Genomic DNA, 22,874 nt, shown 5'->3' with positions numbered 1-22,874 from the left:
TATCGTATTGCCCTGAGCGCACCACGCGAATCAAGCCTTGCGACAGGAACAAAATAAAAAGAGATGGCGCCTAGGGTACGCCATCTCGATTCACAGGTCAGGCTAATTACGATGTTTTTGGTCCGTCGCGAATGATATCCTCCTGCCGAGGTGACATTGCATCAACGTATCATCACGTCTTCAGCTGCTCGATGGGCTCAAAGCGCACCAGCTCTTCGTAGGCGTGCCAGCTGGCATGCCCAAGCACGGGCAGAATCAACGCCAAGCCGATATAGAACGTCATGACACCCACCAGCACACAGCCAGTCAGGATGGCGGCCCACAGCAGCATCGGGCGGAAATTGCGTGCCACGCAGCGCACGCTGGCTTCGATGCCTTCCATGAAGGTCAGGTCTTGATCCATCAGCGTCGGAATGGCCACCACGCTGATCGCAAACGCGCCAAAGGCAAGCACTCCTCCTGCCACTGTGCCAACCGCCAACATTCCCAACCCCTCGGGCGTAGTGAGCAGCGCGGTATACAGCGTAGCGGGGCTCGGCACTTCAAAACCGAAGAATAGCGCGAATAGCAGCGTGGCCAAGCGAATCCAGGCGAGGAAGAAAATCATCATCATCACGCCCATCATGGCCAACTGACCCGCATGGGGCTTCCAACTGCCAAACGCATCGCCCAGGTTGGGGACACGTCCCTGCTCAAGGGCACGGCTGATACCGTAAGACCCAACGGCTACTAACGGCCCCACGAACATGAACCCGGCAATCATGGGCAGCAGCCAGTACCAGTAACCCAGCGTGAAGGCCCCAGCCGTAATGGCAATACTCAAGCCCACCCAGAACAGTCCGTACGCCAGACTGATGGCAGACGCGCGACGAAAATCCTCTACGCCAGCGGCCAGCCAGGCTCGTGGCCTGTCCATGCCCACCTTGTTGATAGTGATCTTGACGTTGGGCACACCTGCCACTGGCTGTGTTTTTGTTGTTGCATTCATGGCGTAACTCCCGTGATTTACCCCAGATGGCGTTGTCGCACCAAACACTCAGGCAAATGCTTACCCTGTGTGATGACACCATTAATTCCACGTTAATGGCTTAATCCTCTTTTAATGTAGTTGAGTTGTTTCCGGGCGAAGCGCTTTCATGGAGTCACGTACAAAAAATCCTCAATAGGGTCGATTACCAACGATTAATTCGATGCGTTAGCGCTGGGTAATATGCAAAAAAAACGCGCCAGGCAAGATGCCTGGCGCGTTGCTTGGGTGCTTTCGAAGTGAACGGTTAGCGCACGATCATGACCGACACTTTGGCATGATGCACGACGTGCTCGGCGTTGGGGCCCAGCACATAATCGACGAACTTGCGCTTGGTATGCGAGGCCATCACGATCAGGTCGGCATCGATTTTCTTGCCGACCTTGATGATGGCCTCCCAGGGCGAGCCATCGACGATCACGCTCTGGGTCTTGATCCCTTCAGGCACCTGCTCCTTGATGAACGTGTGCTGCGCCTCCTTGACGGCCGAGTGGGCTTTTTCCGAGAAATTTTTCGGAAAGTAGGCCCCCACCATGGGCATCTTGAACTCTGGCAGTACCGTCACGATATGCAGCGATGCTCCAAAGGTCTGGCACAATGTCACTGCCGTGGGCAGCGCCTTCTTCCATGACGCTTCTTCGTTCAGGTCCACCGGCAGCAGGATCTTCTGATACATGATCGTGGTCTCCTCAGGTGGTGGCCATGGCCGCACGCTCTTTCTCGCGACGACGGCGCTGCAGCATGACGACAAAGGCAAAGAGGACGAATCCGGGAATCCACATCCACTCTTTTGCCCAGCGGTCGACGGGCGCCAGCACCTCGAGGATTTCCTGATCGAAGTCAAAGCCCAGATCCTGTGCCAGACCGCCGAACTGCACGAAATCGACCGTGGCCTGATCACCGTCTACCCACAGCTCCATGCCCAGACGCTCCATGCGTTCTTCAGCAGAGTCGCCACGCGGCACGGGCACCAGAATATACGTGGTCATGGGGTCGCCGAAGTTGTCTTCTCCCGCGATTTGCACGCGCAGGTTACTGCCATCCTCGACTTGCCCAAGCGCTTCTGCAAACTGTGCTGGCGGCACCGACTCGTACGGATCATGGATGCGGTCCATCCAATAACCGGGGCGGAACAGGGTAAAGGCAACCAGTAGCAGCAGCAGCGACTCGTACCAGCGGCTGCGAACCAGCATGTAGCCTTGGGTTCCCGCCGCGAAGATCAACATGGCAATGGTCGCGATGATGAACACCACGATCCCCTGCAGGAACGAAACGTCGATCAGCAGCAGGTCGGTATTGAAGATGAACAGGAACGGCAGCGCCGCCGTGCGCAGGCTGTAATAGAACGCCTGGAAGCCCGTCCGCAGAGGATCGCCCCCCGACACCGCCGCCGCCGCAAACGACGCCAGGCCCACCGGGGGCGTCACGTCGGCCATGATACCGAAGTAGAACACGAACAGGTGCACGGCAATCAGCGGCACGATCAAGCCGTTCTGCTGGCCCAACAGGACGATGACGGGGGCCATCAGCGCCGATACCACGATATAGTTGGCGGTGGTCGGCAGACCCATACCCAGAATCAGGCTCAGCAGCGCCGTCAGCAGCAGGATCATCATCAGATTCCCGCCCGACAGCACTTCGACCACGTCGGCCAGCACCAGGCCTACGCCAGTCTGGGATACCGCACCGACCACGATGCCGGCAGTAGCCGTGGCAATACCGATCCCGATCATGTTGCGGGCACCGGCCACCAGACCATCCCACAAATCAAGGAAACCTTCCTTGATGTCGGCGGCCATCTTGCTACGACCACGGAACAGGGCAATGATCGGACGCTGGGTGAGCATGATGAAGATCATGAACACGGTTGCCCAGAAGGCAGACAGTCCCGGCGAGAGCCGTTCGACCATCAAGCACCAGACCAGCACCACGACCGGCAGGATGTAGTGCAGCCCGACCATGACCGTGGGACGCGTCTGAGGCAGCGTGACGACCTTGGAGTTGGGGTCGTCCATCTCCAGCTCAGGGTAGCCCGCCCCGATTTTCAGCAGGCCCACGTAGGCCACTGCCAGCAGCACCGCGACGACCCATGGGGTCGCATCACCCAACAGGGGTTTCAGCCACCCCAGGCCATAATAGACCGCAAACGAGAGAGCCATGATCAGAATCAGGCCGGTCAGGAAGCCCAGCACCTTGTTGATCAACGGGCGTGCCGGGTTGCTGGACGGCAGACCGGTCATGTTCGCCTTCAGTGCCTCGAGGTGAACGATATAGATCAACGCAATGTAGGAAATGATGGCCGGCAGGAACGCATGCTTGATGACTTCCACATAGGGAATGCCGACATACTCCACCATCAGGAAGGCGGCAGCCCCCATGACCGGCGGCATGATCTGGCCATTCACCGAAGAAGCGACTTCCACCGCGCCCGCTTTCTCCGAGCTGAAGCCGACGCGTTTCATCATGGGGATGGTAAAGGTACCGGTGGTGACCGTATTGGCAATCGAAGAGCCCGAAATCAGTCCCGTCATGCCCGAGGCCACCACCGCTGCCTTGGCCGGACCGCCCTTGAAGTGCCCCAGCAGCGAGAAGGCCACTTTGATGAAATAGTTACCGGCCCCGGCTTTATCCAGCAAGGCGCCAAACAGTACGAACAGGAAAACGAAACTGGTAGATACGCCGACCGCGATACCAAACACCCCTTGCGTGCCCAACCACTGGTGGTTGATCAAGCCGTTCAGGCTGACCCCACGGTGGGCAAGAATGCCTGGCATATAAGGCCCGAACAAGGAATAGGCGATAAACACCCCGGCCACGATCATCAGCGGTGGCCCTAACGCACGACGGGCGGCTTCCAGCAGCAGCACAATGCCGACGACGCCGACCACCACGTCCTGGGTGATGGGCCTGCCCGGACGCTGAGCCAAATCACCAAAGAACAGAAACAGATAGGCGCCGCAGAAGGCGGCAACCGCAGCCAATCCCCAATCCAGCAGCGGCACGCGATCACGCGGCGAGCGCTTGAACGCAGGATAGGCCATGAAGGCCAGAAACAGCGCAAATGCCAGGTGAATGGAGCGCGCTTCCGTAGAGTTGAAAACGCCGAACCCGAGCATGAAAGGAAGTGGCGATGCAATCCATAGCTGAAACAGCGACCAGGCAGCTGCAATACTTACCAGCAGCTTACCCGGCACGCCCAGGGGTTTCCTTGCCCCTGTATCGCTGGAAGCGACCATATCCTCCAGGTCGCTTCCCGCGGCTGCCGAAGGTTGTTTGTCATCACGCATACGCTTGCCCTGCCTAATGGTCAGCACTGTGAATCAGTACTTTCAACAAGAAGCGCGGACACCCAAGGTGCCCGCGCTTTATCACTCATCGCGAGGCTGCTCACCTTAGCCAGCAGCATCGCTTTTCAAGACTTATTCGATCCAGCCACGCTCACGGTAGTAACGTGCTGCGCCATCGTGCAGCGGCGCCGTCAGACCGTCGGAGATCATGTCTTCTTCGTTCAGGTTTTCGAACGCCGGGTGCAGACGCTTGAAGCGATCGAAGTTCTCGAACACGGCCTTGACCGTTTCGTAGGCCACCTCTTCATCTACTGCCGTGGAAGACACGAAGGTCGCTGCCACACCGAAGGTTTCGACGTCTTCGTCGTTACCACGGTAGAGGCCGCCCGGGATCACGGAACGGGTGTAGTAGGGGTACTCTTCGATCAGGCTGTCGATTTCATCGCCAGTGACCGATACCAGACGCGCATCGATAGTGGTGGTGGCTTCCTGGATAGAGCCGTTCGGGTGGCCTACCACGTACACCATGGCATCGATGTTGTTGTCAGACAGTGCAGCCGCCTGCTCGGCAGCGTCCAGCTGCGAGGCCAGAGCGAAGGTGCTCTCGTCCCAGCCAAACGCATCCATCACCACGTCCATGGTGTTGCGCTGGCCTGAACCGGGGTTCCCGATGTTGACGCGCTTGCCGGGGAAGTCGGTGATGCTTTGAATGCCGGAGTCGGCACGGGCAACCACGGTCAGCGGCTCACCATGCATGGTGAAGAGCGCACGCATGTCTTCCCACGCGCCTTCTTCTTCGAAGTTGGCTTCACCGTTGTAAGCACGGTACTGAACGTCCGACTGGACAACGCCCATGTCCAGCTCGCCGCTCTTCATGCCGTTGACGTTGGCAACGGAGCCGCCGGTGGACGGTGCGTTACAACGAATGTTGTGCTCATCGCTGCCACGGTTGACCATACGGCACACCGACTGACCGACGACGTAGTAAACGCCCGTTTGGCCACCGGTACCGATGGTGATGTAGCGATCCTGAGCTACCGCCGGAGAGGCGAAGGAAGCCGCAGCAATGAACGCGCCCGAGAAGGCCGCAGTAGAAAATACATGGCGTTTCATGAATACACCTCTTTATCTTGATGTTGTGAGCGTTATGCGCCTTGCAACCACCTGCAGAACGGTTCCCTTCAGGTGCTACGATTGCAAAACGTTGTCAAGACAGTCTGTTATCGACCTCGGCAATTACTGCCGACGGTGACTACTTTAGCGAAAAAAAAACCACTTGGCGAAGCTCGCCGCTATTTCATGCTTGCCGCTGCGGCTACAGGAGACGTTTTTTCCGCCCCTAAGCACCCGCTGAGCATGCCGCGCAAGTAGACACCCCCTGGATGTCGAGGGCAACCCTGCAGCGAGTGCCTCCCTCGAAGGCTGGGCTGCTACGCGTTGCCACGAGACGCCACTGAGGAATAAGTTTAGCGGGGTTTGCGCATATGTAACGTTTAGTCACCGTTAAACATGCCTCTCCCAGCCATACCATTTTTGCATAGGGTATCCCAACCCGGCTGACCCGATTACCCATGCATCAAACGTTGTAGCCCAGCACCTGGGGTAGCCACAGGGCAATACTCGGGAAAATGGCAACCAGTGCCAGCGCGCAGCCCATGGCCAGCACGAACAGCATTGCCCAGCCTATCGTATGCTCCAGACGAATCTTGGCGACTTCGGTGGTCACCATGAGGTTGACCGCCACGGGCGGAGTGAACTGACCAATGGCGATATTCATGGCCAGCAGAATGCCGAACCATACCGGGTTCCACTCGAAATGCTGCATCACCGGAATCAGAATCGGCATCATGATCAGATAAATGGAGATCGCATCCAGCAGCATGCCCGCCACCAGGACGGCCAGCATCACCAGTATCAGCAGCAGTACGCCGTTATCCGTCAAACCGATGATCCACTCGGCCATGTGCCGGAACGTGCCCAGCATGGTGCCTGCCCAAGCGAAGATACCGGCCAGGGCAATGATCAGCATGACCACCCCCGAAATGATCGCGGCTTCGCCCAGCAGCTCCCATAAATCACGCAGCGTCAGCTCACGGGTCAGCAGCAGCCCCACCAGTGCCCCATAGGCCACGGCCACGACGGCAGCCTCGGTAGGCGTGAACAAGCCTGAACGCAGGCCACCGAGGATCAAGATCGGCGCAAACAGGGCAGGCAAGGCGTCACGAAAGGTGCCGCGCACGGTCAGTTGCTCGGCTCCCTCCACCGGGGTGCCCTCCCAGCCGTAGCGCTTGGCGACCAGCATGGCGGGTACCAGCAGTGCCATCCCGGCCAGCACGCCTGGAAAAAGGCCAGCGGCAAAGAGTGCCCGCAGGTCCACTCCCGGCACGACGATGGAGTAAAGAATCAGCGCTACCGAGGGGGGGATCAGAATCGCGGTCGACGCAGAGGCCGCAATCAGCGTGGCAGAAAACGGCTTCGGGTAGCCCGCTTTGGTCATGCTGGGCAGCATGACCATGGCCACGGCGGCAGCATCGGCCGGGCCCGAGCCGCTCATGCCGCCCATGATCATGCACACCAGCACGGCCACCAGCGCCAGGCCGCCATGGCGCGGGCCAATCAAGGCCTGAGCAAAGCGCACCAGACGCAGCGCGACCCCTGCCCGCTCAAAAATGAGCCCGGTCAATATGAACAGCGGAATGGCGATCAGCGGGTACTTGGCGATGCTGTTATAGGTGTTGGTGCCCAGGGTCGCCAGCATGTCGGGCGAGAGCCCCGCGACAATGCCTACAGAACCGGCCAGCGCCAGTGAGAAGGCCACCGGCACACCGGCGATCAGCAGGCCCGCGAACGCCAGAATCATCCAGATATCAGGCGTCATGAGGAAACTCCCCTTTCAAGCGCGCCCGGGTCTGTTGCACCAATCGCCAGCTCATGGCCAGCGTCAGTACTGGCAACCAGGCCAAGTACCACCATTGAGGCAACCCCAGCCCGGGAGAGAGCGATTGCCACTCTCGTTCCTGCCAGGCCAGCTTGCCAGCGTACCAGGTAATCAACGCAAGCACCGTCAAGCCACACAGCGCCTGAAACAGGATCAGGACACCCCGCCACTTTGGAGGCAAGGCGCGCTCCAGAAAGCCCAGGCGAATATGCCGGTCGTGGCGCAAGGCGACGGAGGCGCCCGCAAAGGTCAGCACCACCAGTAGAAACACCGAGAACTCTTCGGTAAACGAGAAAGAGCCGCCGGTAATGTAACGCGTGATGACGTTCCCCAGGCTAATCAACGAGATGACGATCAACGCCAGGGCGCCCAGCCAGCGTTCGGGCCGGGCATCAGGAAGGCCTTTCATGGCAACCTCACACAAATAGCCGCCGCTCTGGGAGCGGCGGCGGCTAGCGAAATATCAGCGTGCGTCGATTGCCGCTTGCGCAGCCTCTACCAAGGCTTCGCCGATGCGAGGTACCCACTTTTCATGGACAGACTGGGTCGCCTCCACGAACGCCTGGTACTGCTCATCGGTCAGCTCGGTCACGGTCACCCCGCGTTCCTGAATGGCGGCCAGCCGCTCATGCTCCTGCTCGCGGGTCATGGCGATTTCCCACGCTCCGGCTTCCTGCGCGGTTTCACGCAGCATCGTCTGCTGCTCTTCACTGAGCGTACGCCACACTTGCTGGTTCACCGCAAAAATCAGCGGGTCGTTCATGTAGTTCCACAGCGTCAAATGCGCCTGGCCCACCTGGTCGATGCGCGCCACGTCGAACACCGACAGCGGATTTTCCTGGCCATCGACCGCGCCGGTGGTCAGGGCGGGCTGAGCGTCGGTCCAGCTCATTTGGGTCGGGTCTGCGCCCAGTGCCGAGAACGTGTCCTGGAACAGGGGCGAGCCCACCACGCGAATTTTCAGGCCGCCCAGATCTTCCGGCTGGCTGATGGGACCGCGGGAGTTGGACACCTGGCGAAAGCCGTTTTCCCCCCAGGCCAACGGCATGACGCCACGCGACTCGATGGCCTCGAAGACCATGTCACCCGCTTCGCCGCCGGTCACCGCGTCCACGGCGGCTTCGTCAGGAATCAGGAACGGCAAGGAGAACAGATTGAGCTCCGGCACTTGCGGCGACCAGTTGATGGTCGAACCGACGGCCGCATCGATCAGCCCGGAGCGCATGGCGGAAAACTCGCGGGTCTGGTCACCGGAGACCAGCTGGGAGTTGGGGTATACCCGCAGCGTCAGTTCGCCGCCACTGCGCTCTTCCACCAGTTCTGCCCATTTTTCGGCGGCCTGGCCCCAGGGGAAGGCATCGGACAGCACGGTGGAGACAGAGAGTTCACGCGCCTGTGCAGAAAAAGCAGCGGAAAGGAGTGCAGCACCGGCCAAGCCAGCGGTCAAACGAGCCATGGAGCGTGTCAGCGTCATTGTTATCGATCCTTTTTTCATTTTTATGAGTCGTGAAGAACGCCGTGATCTGGCGGACGCTCCGCGCCATACGGGAAAGCCCCGCCAGCGACACCCCATTGTAGGCGCTCACCGAGTGAAGGGAAGCGCTGGCCGCTGCTTTTGGCCATCGACTTTCGCCGCAGCGTCTTCACTCACTGCTGGCTGGTATGCGGGGTTACTCCGGGCGGCAGAAGCCGGCCAGCGCAGGCACGGACACGCAGTCGCCTACCTGGATGCCACGCTCGGCAAAGTAGCCCGCGTTTACTTCCAGGGCGGCATGGTAGGCCACGCCGGCAGGGTAGGAGGGGCACTCACGCGGGGTGCTGGACTCACAGGGCTGCATGGTATTGATCGCCACGATGCGGCCTTGGTCATCGATGTAAGCGATATCCAACGGGATCAGCGTGCGATACATCCAGAACGCATTGCCTGCGGGCTGTTCGCTCTCGAAGCGGAACAGCATGCCGCGTGAGGTTGGCAAGTGTTCACGTCCCATCAGCCCACGCTGACGCTGGGCGACCGTTTCGGCCACTTCCACTTCCAGACGATGCGGCCCGCCCTCGCTGTGAATCGCCAGCGGCAGAGTATCGACCATGGCCGACTCGGCGGCCATGGCGGTCACGAGCGACAGCGGCAGGCAGCTCGCCAGGGAGACCCCCAGGGTGGTTTTCAGCAGTTGGCGGCGGGACAGGGTCATGACAGATTCCTTCTTCCTATACAGTGGCCTGCGGCGAGGTCATGAGGTGAATTCCCTCGGCCAGCAGCGAGACGGTCACAGGCTCCCCCAACGCCAGCTGGTTGCGTTTGGCCGCGTGGGTAGCGATATCGAAACGTAGCATATCCCCATGCGAAACGCGCAGCGAAACCGAGGTCATGCTGCCCAGCACCACCATTTCACTCACTGTGGCCGTCACCGGGTTTTCGCGCTCCCCCTGGGAGGGCCGCCCGCGTCGGTGCAAGACGATATCCGACGGCGGCAGATACCAGGTCACGGTCTCCCCCGCCGAGCAGTGTTCGAGGCCGCGAGCGACTTCCAGCCACCACTCGCCCCACTGCAGCCGTGGCCCGCTGGCCGTGTTGACCACCTGCCCCTGAAAGACATTGTGGCGGTCGAGCAAACGCGCCACCAGGGGCGTGTCAGGCTGGCGAAACAGCCGCTCCGGGCCGCCCTGCTGCAAGCTGGTGCCGTTGTGCAGCACACAGATCTGGTCGGCCAAGGCCGTCGCTTCTTCGAGGTCGTGGGTGACCAGCACGATGGGGATGGCAATTTGCTGACGCAACAGCGCAAGCTCCCGCTGCAAACGGCGCCGAGTGACCTGATCGACCGCAGAAAAAGGTTCGTCCAGCAGCAGCACGCGGGGCTCTCGTGCCAGTGCTCGCGCCAGGGCAACCCGCTGACGCTGCCCTCCCGAAAGCTGGCTGGGGTAGCGGTTCTCCAGCCCTTCCAGGCGCACCTGGGCCAGCCATTGTGCGGCGCGTGCGGGTCTTGCCACTGGGGGGAGGTGCCCCATGCCAATCTGGACGTTCTGCTGCGCGGTCAGGTGTGGGAACAGCGCATAGTCCTGAAAGACCATGCCCACTTTGCGCTGCTGGGGTGTCAGTGCCTGGCGCGGCCCCTGCCCGGCCGAAAGCCACCGCTCACCGGCGCAGCTGATGTGGCCCTGGGCAGGATGGTAGAGCCCGGCAATGGCGCGCAACAGCGTGGTCTTGCCGCTGCCCGATGGTCCCACCAGCGCCAGCAACTCCCCCGGCGCGCAGCGGAAGCTGGCGTTCAAGGGGATGGGCCCCGCCTGATGCACGGACACCGTCAAATCAGCCACGTGCCCACCTGCGCCTGCCCGCCAACCCGTAGACCAGCCCCAACGTAGCCAGCGAGATGGCCAGCAACAGCGCCGACATGGTGGCCGCGCCCTGCTCGTCGAAGGCCTGTACTCGGTCATAAATGGCAATGGAGAGCGTTCGGGTTTCGCCATCGATGGCGCCGCCCACCAACAGAATCACGCCAAACTCCCCCAGCGTATGGGCAAAGGTCAGCGCGGTCGCCGACAGGATGCCTGGCCACACCAGCGGCAGTTCGATACGCCACAGGGTCTGCCAGGGGCTTAGCCCGCTGCACCAGGCCGCTTCGCGCAAATGCACGGGCACATGCTCGAAGGCCCGCTGAATGGGCTGAATGGCAAACGGCAGGTTGGCAATCAAAGAGGCCAGCAGAATCCCGGTGAAGGTAAAGTTGAGGCCGCTGCCAGTGAGCGCCGCCCAGGCGCTGCCCAGCGGCGCATCGCGACCAAACTGCTGCAGCAGATAGAAGCCCAGCACCGTGGGCGGCAGCACCAGAGGCAGGGCAATCAGCGCTTCGCAGACGCCCTTGCCACGAAACCGAGCCGTGGCCAGCCACCGCCCGCACCAGATGCCCAGTGGCACCAGCAGCAGGCTCGTCAACGCCGCCAGCCGCAGCGAGACCCCCAGCGCCGTCCAGTCCATCACTCGGTACTGAAGCCGTAGGCGCGAAAGAGTGCCTGGGCCTCGGGCTGTTGCAGCCAGCCATAGAAGGCCTGGGCGGCTTCTCCGGCGTGAGGGGTCAGCACCATGCGCTGAGTCAGCGGCGTGTGCCACGCTTCGGGGATCAGCACGCTTTCGCTACGGGCCGCCAGCCCAGGCGCCAGCACCAGCGAATAGGCCACCAGCCCGCCCCTTGCGTCGTCGGACAGCGCAAACTGCATCGCCTGGGAAACGTTTTCCCCCTGTATGCGCAGCGGGCGACTGGCCTCCCAGAGCCCTGCCCTTTCCAGCACTTGCTGAGCGGCCACGCCATACGGTGCATGCTCGGGGCTGGCCATGGCTATCCGCAGGCGCTGGCCATTCTGCAACGCGGCCACGGCGTCTTCCACGCCGGCCAGGGGCGCCTGTTCATCGGGCGGAGGATAGCGGCCGGCAGGCTGTACCCAGGCCAGCCGCCCGCGTGCATAGATCACACCTTCATCCACGACGTGCCCTTCCCGGTAGAGCGCTTGCACGAAGCCCTCATCGGCGGAAAGAAACAGCTCGAAGGGCGCCCCCTGGGCGATCTGACGGCGGAAGTTACCGGAAGAGCCCAGGTTGAGGCGCAGCGTATGCCCGGTTTGCTGGGTAAACCGTTCAGAAGCCTCTTCCAAAAAGAAGTGTAGACTGGAGGCCGCCGCTACGATGGGTGCGCCTGCCATGGCAGGCGCACCCAGCAGCAGGCAACCAAGGCACAGCAGCCAACGCATGCGCTTAGGCCTTGGCACTTTCCACATGCTGCTCGTTAATCACCATCACCTTCATGGTGTTGGTGCCGCCGTGAGCATTCATGTGGTCGCCACGGGTGAGGATGACGTGGTCACCCAGCTTGGCGACCCCTTGCTTGACCAGCAGGGTCAACGCCTGGTCATTCAGCTCGGTGGCGCTCATCTCGGAGGTATCGAAAGGCAGCGATACCACGCCGCGATAAAGCGCCATGCGACGCTGAGCGATGGGGTTGTGTGCCAGGCCCACGATGGGCAGACCGGAGCGAATCCGCGATGCAATGAGCGGCGTATAGCCAGACGCCGTCATACAGGCAATCGCCGCTACCCCTGTCATGTGGTTGGCAGCGTACATGGCCGACAGCGCAATGGTTTCATCCGGACGGGTAAAGCCTTCATGAATACGGTGCCCGGACTCTTGCGCCACCCGCTCCCGCTCGGCTCCCAGGCACACGCGCGCCATGGCCTCGACGGTTTCCAGCGGGTAGTCGCCCGCCGCCGTTTCTGCCGACAGCATCACGGCATCGCTGCCATCCAGCACGGCGTTGGCCACGTCGAACACTTCTGCTCGGGTGGGCAGCGGCGCAGAAATCATGCTTTCCATCATTTGGGTCGCCGTGATCACGGCCCGGTTGAGCGACCGGGCGCGCTTGATCATGCGTTTCTGCACGCCGACCAGCTTGGCATCGCCAATTTCCACGCCCAGGTCACCACGCGCCACCATGACCGCTTCAGAGGCTTCGATGATGCCATCCAGCGTCGCCTCGTCGGCCACGGCCTCGGCACGCTCGACCTTGGCCACCAGGCCAATCTCCTTGCCTTCCTCGCCCAGCAGCCGACGTGCTTCACGCATGTCTTCTGCCGAGCGCGGGAACGAAATCGCCAGGTAATCGACGCCGATCTCCACCGCCGTTTTCAGGTCGGCCTTGTCTTTTTCGGTCAAGGCCGGCGCGGAGAGGCCTCCCCCCTGCTTGTTGATTCCCTTGTGGTTGGAGAGCTTGCCCCCCACGACCACCAGGGTGTGTACCTGCTTGCCTTCGACACGGGTCACGTCCAACACCACACGGCCATCGTCCAGCAGCAGGCGGTCGCCGGCCGTGACGTCATCGGCCAGGGTCTTGTAGTCGCAACCGACGCCCTGCTGAGTACCGGCATCGCTGTCCATGGCCATGTCGAGCACGAAGTCCTGGCCCTCTTCCAGATACACGGCGCCCTCCTTGAAACGGGCAACGCGGATCTTGGGGCCTTGCAGGTCGCCCAGCGCCGCTACGCTGCGGCCCAGTTGGGCAGCAATCTCACGCACTCGGGCCAGGCGACGCCGATGGTCGTCGGCGGTGCCGTGCGAAAAGTTCAAGCGCACCACATCCACCCCTGCCTTCAGCATGGCCTCCAGTACGCCTTCGCGGTCACTGGCAGGGCCAAGGGTAGCGACGATCTTGGTACGACGAAGGGGGATATGGGTGTTTGTGCTCATAAATGTCCTGACCAGTAAAAGAGGAAATGTTCGCGTATCAGCATACCCCAAGCAAGATGACACTCGCATGTACTTGTTGCAACGGCCAATGTCGGCGATTACGGCGCCACGTGCACGCACAAGGACAGCGGGTACTCGTCACAGTTGTTGCCATCTCCACCGCGGTCCACCACGAGAAACTCGCCTTCCCGCTCCAGCACCGACTGAATGGCGTGCCAGGTGCCTGCTCGGTAGTTCACCCCCTGGCGGCCATCCGTCACGAAGGCCCGAACGTCCTGGGGCGCGATGGTGTCGCCGGGCGGGGCGACCACCACGATGAAACGCTCTTCGTGCAGCGGCATGAAAGCCTGGCTGCCCAGCGGGTGGCGTTCCAGAAACGTCAGCGTCAACGGCAGCGACACCGGCTGGCTGACAAAGATGCTCACCAGGGTGCGCGGGTTCGCGCCCAGCGTCTCGACTCGCGCCAGATCGTGATGCCGCTGGGTACGCCCTGCGTTGATCGGAAACGATGGCGAGGTACGCGCATCGAGCACCTCGCCAAATGGTTCAAATGCTGCTTGTGTCAGGGGTTTTGCTTCGAGGGTCAGCATGATGGCTCCTGGTGGTCAGTGTGCTTGTGCGCCAGCGTCAGCGAGCGCCAAGGCGCAGCGCCGCGTGACGATTCACATCCTTGTACAGCAGGTAACGGAACGGGCCAGGCCCACCCGCATAACAGGCTTGAGGGCAGAACGCCCGTAGCCACATGAAGTCCCCCGCTTCCACTTCTACCCACTGCTGGTTGAGGTGGTAGACCGCCTTGCCTTCCAGCACGTAGAGCCCGTGCTCCATCACGTGGGTTTCGTCGAACGGAATCACGCCACCGGGCTGGAACGTCACGATGTTGACGTGCATGTCGTGGCGCACATCGCCAGGTTCGACAAAGCGCGTCGTTGCCCAGCGCCCTTCCGTGCCCGGCATCTCGATCGGTGCGATCTCCTGCTCGTTGGTGACGAAGGCCGGCGGTACGTCCAGCCCCTCGACGAACTCATAGGCCTTGCGCACCCAATGGAAGCGCACCGGCTCGCGGGACTCGTTGCGAACCTGCCAGTGGCTGCCGGGGGGAATGAAGGCGTAGCCGCCAGGGCCCATGAGATGACGCTCGCCAGCCAATGTCAGCGTCAGCTCTCCTTCCACGATGAACAGCACCCCTTCTGCCTGAGGGTCCAGCTCAGGCTTGTCGCTGCCGCCCTCGGGCTGCACTTCCATGATGTATTGAGAGAACGTCTCTGCAAACCCGGACAGCGGACGCGCCAATACCCACAGCCGCGTGCCTTCCCAGAAAGGCAGGTTGCTGGTCACGATATCGCGCATCACCCCTTTGGGGATCAGCGCATAGGCTTCCGTGAAAACGGCACGGTCGGCGGTCAACTGAGTTTGCGGCGGGTGTCCGCCGGTGGGCGCATAGTAATTGGCTGGCATGGCATGTCCTGTCGAGTGGTCAATGTTGATGATGTTCTTGTATACAAAATAAACCGCACTTTTTAAAGCTTATACCGACGGGCTTGTGAAACATACCTCCCAGTAGTAATGTTTTTGGCAACTTTCGTTTCATAACTCTAAAACATACGAACCGAGTTCTGCCGCCATCGATGGGTGATCGCGGCGCCCCGGCCCACTGCAATGGATAACAAGAGCCGTCCCCGGATGGCCCAACAATGCGAGGCTCTGCATGTCACAACATCGCCCCTCTTCTGCGGGTACCCCTGGCACCGCCAAGAGCTGGTGCCGCATCCCGGACATCTACGTGGTGCTGTTTGTCTTTATCGCCATGGCGGCCATTGCCACTCACTTCGTACCCGCAGGAGAATTCGAACGCGTTCCAGGGCCCAATGGCCGCATCACCATCGACCCCGACTCCTATACCACGATCGACCCCAGCCCCGTCGGACTCACCGACTTCATGCTGGCCATTCCCAATGGGCTGATGAGCGCTGGCGAAGTGGTCTTTTTCACCTTCATGATTGGCGGCATGTTCATGGTGCTCAGGCGCACCGGCATCATCGAAATTGGCGTCGACAAGCTGACCCGACGTTTCGCTGGCCAGGGCCTGCTCACCCTGCCGGTGCTGATGACCGTGTTTGCCCTGATTGCCACCGTGATAGGCACGCAAGAGCTGGCATTGGTATATGTACCGGTCATCCTGCCGCTGATGATTGCACTACGCTTCGACTCGGTCACTGCAGCCGCCGTGGCCCTGTGCGCCACCACCGTGGGCTTTACCACGGGCGTGCTCAACCCGATCAACACCGGCCTTGGCCAGCAGCTGTCGGCACTGCCTCTCTACTCCGGGTACGGCTTGCGCATTCTGGCGTTCATCGTGATGCTGGCCGCGGCGATCTTCTTTGTGATGCGCTATGCTCGCCAGGTGAGCCACTCACCCGAGCGAAGCCTGCTGAACAGTGACCCCGGCGAAGCCGAAAAGCGTGCCCTTTACCAGCATGCCGAGAACAGCCGTGCGCTGGTAGCCTCCACTCGCCAGAAACTGGCGGCGCTCACCACCTTCGCCTTCTTTGCCCTGCTGGTTTACGGCGTCCTGCAGCAAGGGTGGTTCATGATGGAGATGGCCGGGCTGTTCATCATCATGGGCGTGGTCGTCGGCCTCGTTGCAGGCTTGAGCACCGACGACATCTGCGGAGGTTTCAATCAAGGGTTCCGCGACGTGCTGGTCGGCGCCATGATTGCCGGGGTTGCCCGTGGGGTCGCAGTCATGCTCGAAGATGGCCAGATCATGGACACCCTGGTGTATGGCCTGGGTAATCTGGTCGGTGGCCTGCCCACGCTGCTATCCGCCATCGGCATGTTCTTCGCGCAGCTTGGTTTCAACTTCATCATTCCTTCCGGCAGCGGCCAGGCACTGGTCACCATGCCGTTGATGGCCCCGCTCTCGGACATGATTGGCGTGACCCGCCAAACGGCGGTGCTGGCTTTCCAGTTGGGCGATGGCATCGGCAATATTCTTTACCCCACCTCCGGCTACTTCATGGCTACCCTGGCACTGGCCGGTGTCTCATGGCAGAAGTGGGTCAAGTTCTTCTTTCCACTCTTCTGCGTGTGGGTACTGATAGCACTGGGCTTCTTGATTTTTGCCCAAGCCACGCAGTGGGTCGGATAAGCCACGTTGCACCATACGTAAAGCGGCCAGCCCAGGCCGCTCACGTCAGCACCCCCTTCAGCCCCCTACAGCACCGCCGAGATAAACTGCTTCAGCTCGGCGGTCTGGGGGCGGCTGAACAGTTCGCCCGGCTCGCCCTCTTCATGGATGCGCCCCTGGTGCATGAAGACCACGCGATCTGCCACGTCTCTGGCGAAGCCCATTTCATGGGTGACCAGTATCAATGTCATGCCTTCCGCCGCCAGCGCCTCCAGCACGCGCAGCACCTCCCCCACCAGCTCCGGATCCAGGGCCGAGGTCACTTCGTCGCAGAGCAGCACCTTGGGCCGCATGGCCAGCGCCCGAGCAATGGCCACCCGCTGTTGCTGGCCACCGGACAGCTGTGCCGGGTAGGCATCGTACTTGTCGGCCAGGCCGACCTTGCTCAGCACTTCACGGGCGATTTTCTCGACCTCGTCGCGCTTCTCGCCGCGCACCACGACGGGGGCCAGGCACACGTTTTCCCCCACCGTTTTGTGGGGAAACAGGTTGAAGCTCTGAAAGACCATGCCCACGTTTTCGCTCAGCTCACGGGGGGACATGACACCCGCATCCAGCGCTTGACCGGCAATGGTGATCTCGCCGCTGTCGTGCTGTTCGAGCTGATTGAGGCAGCGCAGCAGAGTACTTTTGCCCGAGCCGCTCCGGCCAATGATGGCCACCACTTCGCCCTGAGCAACGGAGAGGTCGATTCCCTTGAGCACTTCCAGGTCACCAAAGGCTTTGTGAACGTTATCAACGCAGACCAGCGTCATAGAGCTTTTTCTCCAAATGGCGCGCGTAGCAGGACAGCGGGTAGCACAGCGCGAAATACAGAAGGGCCACCAGGGCAAAGATGGTGAACGGTTCGAAGGTGGCGTTGTTGAGCATCGTGCCCGCCTTGGTCAGCTCGACGAAGCCAATGATCGAGGCCAGCGCGGTGCCCTTGATGACCTGTACCGAAAAGCCGACCGTGGGCGGTACCGAAAGCCGCAGCGCCTGGGGCAGGATGACATGGCGCATGGTTTGGAAGTAATTCATGCCCAGCACCCGAGCGGCATGCCACTGCCCCTTGGCAACGGCTTCCAGGCAGCCCCGCCAGATATCACACAGGAAAGCGCTGCTGAACAGCGTGAGGGCCACGGAGGCAGCCAGCCAGGCAGACACGGGGTACCCCAGCGCCGCCGCACCGAAAAAGATCAGGAACAGCTGCATCAGCAGCGGGGTGCCCTGAAACACATCCACGTAGAGCGCGGTGAGGCGTTGCAGCCAGCGCGAGCTGGAGAGGCGCATGAAGGTCAATACCAGCCCCACCGTGGCCCCGCCGACAAAGGCAATCAGCGACAGCACTTCGGTCCAGCGGGCCGCCAGCAGCAAGTTGCGCAAAATATCCCAGAAGGTGAATTCGATCATCGTTGTTCTCCTTGCTGGTAGGCAAAGACTCGTTTACCCACTTGCATGAAGACGCGGCGCATCACGAACGCCAGCAGCAGGTAGATCAAGGTGATCAGCAAATAGACTTCGAAACTTCTGAAGTTGCGAGACTGAATGAAGTTGGCCGCGTAGGTGAGATCGAAGACCGAAATTTGCGACACCACCGCCGACCCCAGCATGACGATGATCGACTGGCTGATCAGTGACGGATAGACACGCGCAAAGGCCGGTACCAGTACCACATGGCGATACCCCTGAAGGGTGTTCATGCCCAGCGCTCTGGCGGCTTCCAGCTGCCCCCTGGCCGTGGCACTGATGCCCGCACGCAGGATTTCGGCACTGTACGCGGCAAGGTTAAGGGTCATGGCGATAAACGCCGCCGTGATGGCGTCCAGCTTGATGCCCAGGCCAGGCAGACCAAAAAAGATAAAGAACAGTTGCACGATGAACGGAGTATTACGAATGACTTCGACATAACCGCCCAGCCCCCAGCGTACCCAAGGCTGACCGTTTACCCGCAGATAAGCTACCGCTACCGCCAGTGCCAAACCGGTCAAGGTGGTCACCACGGTCAAGATGACCGTGGTGGTCAAGCCTTTGATCAGCTCACCGACGTAGGGCAACAGGGTCAAGAAATCGAGTGTTGGCCCCATGACGACCCTCAGCTACCAAAGCCGTCGGGCAGGTCGGCACTGAACCAACGCTGGGAAAACTCGTTCAGGGTTCCGTCCTCGAGCGCCTGAGCAATTAACCGGTTCACTTCAGCCTGCAGCGCTGCTTCGTTCTTGTTCAGGCCGATATAGCAGGGGGAATCACGCAGTTGATACAGCAGGGTCGGTGCGCGGCGACTGTTGCGCTCGGCAATTTCTGCGGCCACCACGTTTCCGGTCGCGACATAGTCCACTTGGCCAGACAGAAAAGCCGAGATGGTGGTGGCATTGTCCTCGAAACGACGGATGGTGGTCGAGCTGGGGGCGACCTCGGTCAGCTCCATGTCTTCCACGGCGCCCCGCGTCACGCCGATGGTTTTACCGGCCAGCTCGTCGGGGCCGGCGATGCTTTCATCGGCGTCAGCGCTGAAGACTCCCAGGAAGAAAGGCGCATAGGCCTCCGAGAAATCGATTGCCGCTTCACGCTCCGGATTTTTGCCCAGGCTGGAGATCACCAGGTCCGCCTGGCCCGTTTGCAGGTAGGGAATGCGGTTGGCACTGGTCACGGTAATCAGCTCCAGCGTCACGCCCATCTCATCGGCAATGTAGTTGGCCATGTCGATATCGTAGCCGCGCGGCTGCAGATCGGTGCCGACCGAACCAAACGGCGGGAAGTCCTGCGGGACCGCAATGCGTATGGTGCCACGGGATTCGATGGCTTCCAGCGCATCCGCTTGCACGGCGGTGCTGGCACCCACGCCACCCACGGCCAGCGCAGCGGTCACACCGGTGGCCAGCACGCCGGATTGGCAACGCTTCAAGAAGTGCTGAATAGATTGTGTAAAGCCCTGAGGGGTCGTGCCCATGATGCTCTCCTGCAGTTATGCGATTGGCCAAGCCAGCGAGTGCGACAGTCGCGTATGAATAGCGCCGTGATGAAAGCTTCGTTGCAAGCAAGTACAGTCCGAAACTTTTGTTTCACAGCCTCAGCAGAGCAATTACAGGGCCACTCAGGCACAAAGTGCATGGATAACAGCAGTTTGAGATTTTTTCAGGCAGGCAGATGCCTGTCGAAGCAACGCTTCGACAGGCCTCAACGTTCGTGTTTGGTGCATCAAGAACCAGCACGCACCATTATTGGTGAGCGTCCCAATCCACGCTCATCACTGGCGCTGCCAGCTCACTCAGCGCCTCGTACTGGTCGCTGATATCACTGATGCGCTCTCGCCCATCACTCAGGTTGTGATGCAGCACCGCATTGGCCAGCAGGCAAATCAGGCTATTGGCGGTGGCGTAGCTGTCGAAGGCCGACAAGCTTTCCAGAGGCACTTCCATGAACCACGACACTTGTGGTGCAAAAGTGGCGGCGGTGGGGTCGGCGATCAGCAGCACCCTAGCGGGCGAACGCTCCAGAGCCGTCACCAGTGCCGCAAAGGCCGTGGGCCGACGACGAAAGCCGAACAGCACGATGGTGTCCTGCTCGGTCAAATCGACGATCTCTTCCGCCAGCGACTGGTTGGGCTGAGGCGCCAGGCGTACTCGCCCACGCGCCTGAATCAACTGCTGGCGCAGATGTAACGCCAGCGGATAGCTGTTGCGAAACCCCATGACCACGATCTGCTGGGCAGCCGCCAGCGCATCGACGCAGTCGGCAAACGTGGCGGGGGGCAAACTGGCCAGGCAGCGCTGGAGATTCTCCTGTTCGCGCTGCAGGTGGCGCTGAAACGGTGCGCCGCCCTCCTCCTGCATGGCATCGTCATCGATGACCAGCGGCACCCCCAGGTTGCGCAGCTGCCGCGCGTGGGTCTTGACCGTGCGAAAGCTCTCGAACCCCAGCCGCTTGAACAGACGGCTCACCGTGGACTTGGATACCCCCGTCAGTCGCGCCAGATCGGCGGCGCTGTAGACCGCCAGATCATCGAAATGGTCGAGAATGAACGTGGCGACCCGCTGCTCCTGGGCCGTCAGCGCATCGAATTGAGCGGCAATCCGTTGTCCTATGTGGGGCGTCATGGTGTCCTATCGCATCCTTGGGTTACTGAGTCGGTGCGGGGTGGTGTTCGGCCCAGTGACGAGCGATATCGACCCGGCGGGCAACCCATACTCGATCATGCGCTTCGATATGGTCCAGAAAGCGCTGAAGCGCACGGAAACGGCCCGGGCGGCCCAGCAACCGGCAGTGCATGCCAATCGAAAGCATTTTCGGCGCCTCCTCCCCTTCGGCATACAGTACATCAAAGGCGTCGCGCAGGTAGGTAAAGAAGTGGTCGGCGGTATTGAACCCCTGCGGCGCCGCAAAACGCATGTCATTGGTATCGAGGGTGTAGGGCACCACCAGATGCTGGTGCTCGGCACCCTGGCTGTCGCTCACGCGGGTCCAGAAGGGCAGGTCGTCGCCGTAGTAATCGCTGTCGTAGAGAAACCCGCCTTCATCCAATATCAGGCGCCGCGTATTGGGACTATCGCGGCCGGTGTACCAGCCTTGTGGCTTCTCACCGTACAGACGCTGGAAAATCTCCATGGCTTTTTGCAGGTGCTCGCGCTCTACGTGCTCGGGCGTTTCCTGATAGTGAATCCAGCGGTAGCCGTGACAGGCCACTTCATGGCCCAGCTCCTTGAACGCCTGCGCCACCTCCGGGTGGCGCTCCAGCGCCATGGCCACCCCAAACACGGTGAGCGGCAGCCCACGACGCTCAAATTCGCGCAGAATGCGCCACACGCCAGCTCGCGAGCCGTACTCGTAGATGGACTCCATGCTCAGGTGGCGGTCGGGATAGCTGGCTGCCCCGATGATCTCGGAAAGGAACTGCTCGGACCCCGCATCCCCGTGAAGCACGCAATTCTCCGCGCCCTCTTCGTAGTTGAGTACGAACTGCACGGCTATTTTGGCGCCGTTGGGCCACTGGGCATGAGGGGGCGTTTGACCGTAGCCAATCAGGTCACGCGGGTAATGGGAAGACATGGTCGGGCTCCTTTAGCGAGGCAGCGCATTTTAGTTTGTATACAAAATAGTCATTTTAACCGGCGCCTGCAATGCAGCGCAGGGCTAATCATTTGAGTTCTCGACGCTTTGACGGCCCCTGCTGAGCCAAGCTATTGAAACCTGAACGATTGGTCAACCCATATCGAGAGCATCAAGTGCATTAGCCCCTTGCACTTGGCTAAAAACCGCCCTATTTTTGTATACAAGATAGAAAATATTGTTCACACAAGAGTATCCGAACGTGCATATACGTCTGATCAACCCCAATACCACGGCGGCCATGACGGAAACCATTCGTCAAGCCGCCGACAAGCTGGCAGCACCGGGGACCCTCATCAGCGCGACGCAACCCGAGGCTGGCCCGGTCTCCATCGAAAGCCACTTCGATGAAGCGGTGAGCGCAGTAGGCGTTGCCGAAGAAGTTCTGAAAGGCGAACGCGAAGGCGGTATCGATGCGTACGTGGTGGCCTGCTTTGGCGACCCTGGCCTGCTGGCCGCCCGCGAGCTGACTCGCGCTCCGGTGATCGGCATTGCCGAAGCCGCCTTTCATATGGCCACGCTGATCAGCACTCGCTTCTCCATTGTGACGACGCTGGGACGCACCGGCATCATCGCCGAGCACCTGCTGGAGCAGTACGGCTTTCGCCACCACTGCCGCCGCATCCGCGCCGCCGAGATCCCCGTACTGGATCTGGAAGATCATCCGGACGCGGCGTTCAGCCGTATCGTGCAGGAGTGCTGCCGTGCCCGCGACGAAGATGGCATTGGCGCCATCGTGCTGGGCTGCGGGGGCATGGCCAACCTGACCCAGGCCATTAGCCTCGAGGTAGGCCTGCCCGTGGTGGAAGGGGTGAGCGCCGCGCTGAAACTGGCCGAGTCGCTCGTCGGGCTGGGCTTGCTGACCAGTAAATATGGCGACCTGGATTACCCGCGCCGCAAAACCTTTACCGGCAAGTTTTCAGGTTTTTCCGACCTGACGCTGCCACCCACGCGCCAGTGAAGAGCTGACACCAGCAACCGGCCGTAAAAGAAAGCACGCCTACAAAAAATCATAACAACACGACGAATATCAGCATCAGCACGCCACGCCGCAAGCGTCTCCCGGGCAGTCTACTGCCCGGGTTACCAATAACATCGATAATCTTGCGAGGACG

22 protein-coding genes are annotated in these 22,874 nt (G+C 61.0%); 2 read left to right on the top strand and 20 right to left on the bottom strand.

Annotated elements, in window-relative coordinates; genetic code table 11:
• Window positions 1–172: 172 nt before the first annotated feature.
• The 14 genes from FEU76_RS01020 to FEU76_RS00955 form a co-directional block, all read right to left on the bottom strand.
• Entirely contained in the window at window positions 173–988 is an 816-nt protein-coding gene (locus FEU76_RS01020) for a DUF2189 domain-containing protein (protein ID WP_039175452.1), read from the bottom strand.
• Between the two features lie 286 nt (window positions 989–1,274).
• Window positions 1,275–1,703 (bottom strand): universal stress protein, encoded by a 429-nt coding sequence (locus FEU76_RS01015; RefSeq protein ID WP_096921422.1) that lies wholly within the window; start codon window positions 1,701–1,703, stop codon window positions 1,275–1,277.
• A 13-nt stretch (window positions 1,704–1,716) separates the two neighbouring features.
• Window positions 1,717–4,314: a TRAP transporter permease gene (locus FEU76_RS01010; protein ID WP_144979623.1), complete on the bottom strand. Its 2,598-nt coding sequence runs from the start codon at window positions 4,312–4,314 to the stop codon at window positions 1,717–1,719.
• Between the two features lie 132 nt (window positions 4,315–4,446).
• Window positions 4,447–5,427, bottom strand: a complete 981-nt coding sequence (locus FEU76_RS01005; protein WP_144979621.1) for a TAXI family TRAP transporter solute-binding subunit — start codon at window positions 5,425–5,427, stop codon at window positions 4,447–4,449.
• 463 nt (window positions 5,428–5,890) lie between these two features.
• On the bottom strand, window positions 5,891–7,192 hold the full coding sequence (locus tag FEU76_RS01000) for a TRAP transporter large permease (RefSeq protein ID WP_096921425.1): 1,302 nt from the start codon (window positions 7,190–7,192) through the stop codon (window positions 5,891–5,893).
• The gene (locus FEU76_RS00995) at window positions 7,182–7,661 is read right to left on the bottom strand and encodes a TRAP transporter small permease (protein ID WP_144979618.1); all 480 of its coding nucleotides are present in this window, start codon (window positions 7,659–7,661) and stop codon (window positions 7,182–7,184) included. The genes FEU76_RS01000 and FEU76_RS00995 overlap by 11 nt, the downstream gene beginning before the upstream one ends.
• A gap of 54 nt (window positions 7,662–7,715) precedes the next feature.
• A complete protein-coding gene (locus FEU76_RS00990) occupies window positions 7,716–8,726 on the bottom strand; it encodes a DctP family TRAP transporter solute-binding subunit (protein WP_144979615.1) in 1,011 nt (336 codons plus the stop codon).
• A 196-nt stretch (window positions 8,727–8,922) separates the two neighbouring features.
• Window positions 8,923–9,444 carry a DUF192 domain-containing protein gene (locus tag FEU76_RS00985; RefSeq protein WP_081136242.1) on the bottom strand — a complete coding sequence of 174 codons (522 nt, stop codon included), beginning with the start codon at window positions 9,442–9,444 and terminating at the stop codon, window positions 8,923–8,925.
• A gap of 16 nt (window positions 9,445–9,460) precedes the next feature.
• Window positions 9,461–10,567: an ABC transporter ATP-binding protein gene (locus FEU76_RS00980; RefSeq protein WP_144979612.1), complete on the bottom strand. Its 1,107-nt coding sequence runs from the start codon at window positions 10,565–10,567 to the stop codon at window positions 9,461–9,463.
• Window positions 10,560–11,228: a molybdate ABC transporter permease subunit gene (gene modB, locus FEU76_RS00975; RefSeq protein ID WP_016916218.1), complete on the bottom strand. Its 669-nt coding sequence runs from the start codon at window positions 11,226–11,228 to the stop codon at window positions 10,560–10,562. The genes FEU76_RS00980 and modB overlap by 8 nt, the downstream gene beginning before the upstream one ends.
• Window positions 11,228–11,995, bottom strand: a complete 768-nt coding sequence (gene modA / locus FEU76_RS00970; protein ID WP_039175433.1) for a molybdate ABC transporter substrate-binding protein — start codon at window positions 11,993–11,995, stop codon at window positions 11,228–11,230. Before modA ends, modB begins: the two co-directional genes overlap by 1 nt.
• A 4-nt stretch (window positions 11,996–11,999) precedes the next feature.
• Window positions 12,000–13,484, bottom strand: a complete 1,485-nt coding sequence (pyk, locus tag FEU76_RS00965) for a pyruvate kinase (RefSeq protein ID WP_039175431.1) — start codon at window positions 13,482–13,484, stop codon at window positions 12,000–12,002.
• Between the two features lie 98 nt (window positions 13,485–13,582).
• Window positions 13,583–14,074 carry an ureidoglycolate lyase gene (locus FEU76_RS00960; RefSeq protein WP_096921430.1) on the bottom strand — a complete coding sequence of 164 codons (492 nt, stop codon included), beginning with the start codon at window positions 14,072–14,074 and terminating at the stop codon, window positions 13,583–13,585.
• Window positions 14,075–14,111: 37 nt separating this feature from the next.
• On the bottom strand, window positions 14,112–14,942 hold the full coding sequence (locus tag FEU76_RS00955) for a bifunctional allantoicase/(S)-ureidoglycine aminohydrolase (RefSeq protein ID WP_016916214.1): 831 nt from the start codon (window positions 14,940–14,942) through the stop codon (window positions 14,112–14,114).
• 250 nt (window positions 14,943–15,192) lie between these two features.
• Here FEU76_RS00955 and FEU76_RS00950 point away from each other — a divergent pair, with 250 nt between their 5' ends.
• Window positions 15,193–16,635, top strand: a complete 1,443-nt coding sequence (locus tag FEU76_RS00950; RefSeq protein ID WP_052196313.1) for a YfcC family protein — start codon at window positions 15,193–15,195, stop codon at window positions 16,633–16,635.
• 65 nt (window positions 16,636–16,700) lie between these two features.
• On the opposite strand, the gene FEU76_RS00945 is transcribed toward FEU76_RS00950, so the two are convergent.
• The 6 genes from FEU76_RS00945 to puuE all read right to left on the bottom strand — a co-directional run bounded on the left by FEU76_RS00945 (window position 16,701) and on the right by puuE (window position 21,699).
• Entirely contained in the window at window positions 16,701–17,429 is a 729-nt protein-coding gene (locus FEU76_RS00945; protein WP_016916213.1) for an amino acid ABC transporter ATP-binding protein, read from the bottom strand.
• On the bottom strand, window positions 17,410–18,066 hold the full coding sequence (locus FEU76_RS00940) for an amino acid ABC transporter permease (protein ID WP_144979609.1): 657 nt from the start codon (window positions 18,064–18,066) through the stop codon (window positions 17,410–17,412). Before FEU76_RS00940 ends, FEU76_RS00945 begins: the two co-directional genes overlap by 20 nt.
• On the bottom strand, window positions 18,063–18,740 hold the full coding sequence (locus tag FEU76_RS00935) for an amino acid ABC transporter permease (RefSeq protein WP_039175427.1): 678 nt from the start codon (window positions 18,738–18,740) through the stop codon (window positions 18,063–18,065). Before FEU76_RS00935 ends, FEU76_RS00940 begins: the two co-directional genes overlap by 4 nt.
• An 8-nt stretch (window positions 18,741–18,748) precedes the next feature.
• Window positions 18,749–19,603, bottom strand: a complete 855-nt coding sequence (locus FEU76_RS00930) for a transporter substrate-binding domain-containing protein (protein WP_016916210.1) — start codon at window positions 19,601–19,603, stop codon at window positions 18,749–18,751.
• Window positions 19,604–19,871: 268 nt separating this feature from the next.
• Window positions 19,872–20,750 carry a MurR/RpiR family transcriptional regulator gene (locus FEU76_RS00925; protein ID WP_016916209.1) on the bottom strand — a complete coding sequence of 293 codons (879 nt, stop codon included), beginning with the start codon at window positions 20,748–20,750 and terminating at the stop codon, window positions 19,872–19,874.
• Between the two features lie 22 nt (window positions 20,751–20,772).
• A complete protein-coding gene (gene puuE, locus FEU76_RS00920) occupies window positions 20,773–21,699 on the bottom strand; it encodes an allantoinase PuuE (RefSeq protein WP_039175422.1) in 927 nt (308 codons plus the stop codon).
• A 262-nt stretch (window positions 21,700–21,961) separates the two neighbouring features.
• Here puuE and FEU76_RS00915 point away from each other — a divergent pair, with 262 nt between their 5' ends.
• Window positions 21,962–22,720, top strand: a complete 759-nt coding sequence (locus FEU76_RS00915) for an aspartate/glutamate racemase family protein (RefSeq protein WP_144979605.1) — start codon at window positions 21,962–21,964, stop codon at window positions 22,718–22,720.
• Window positions 22,721–22,874: the final 154 nt, after the last annotated feature.

The sequence above is a fragment of the Halomonas sp. C22 genome, assembly GCF_007655045.1.
Lineage (GTDB): Bacteria > Pseudomonadota > Gammaproteobacteria > Pseudomonadales > Halomonadaceae > Vreelandella > Vreelandella hamiltonii.
The sequence above is the reverse complement of the archived record's forward strand: the minus strand, read 5'-3'. Positions and strand labels throughout refer to the sequence as shown.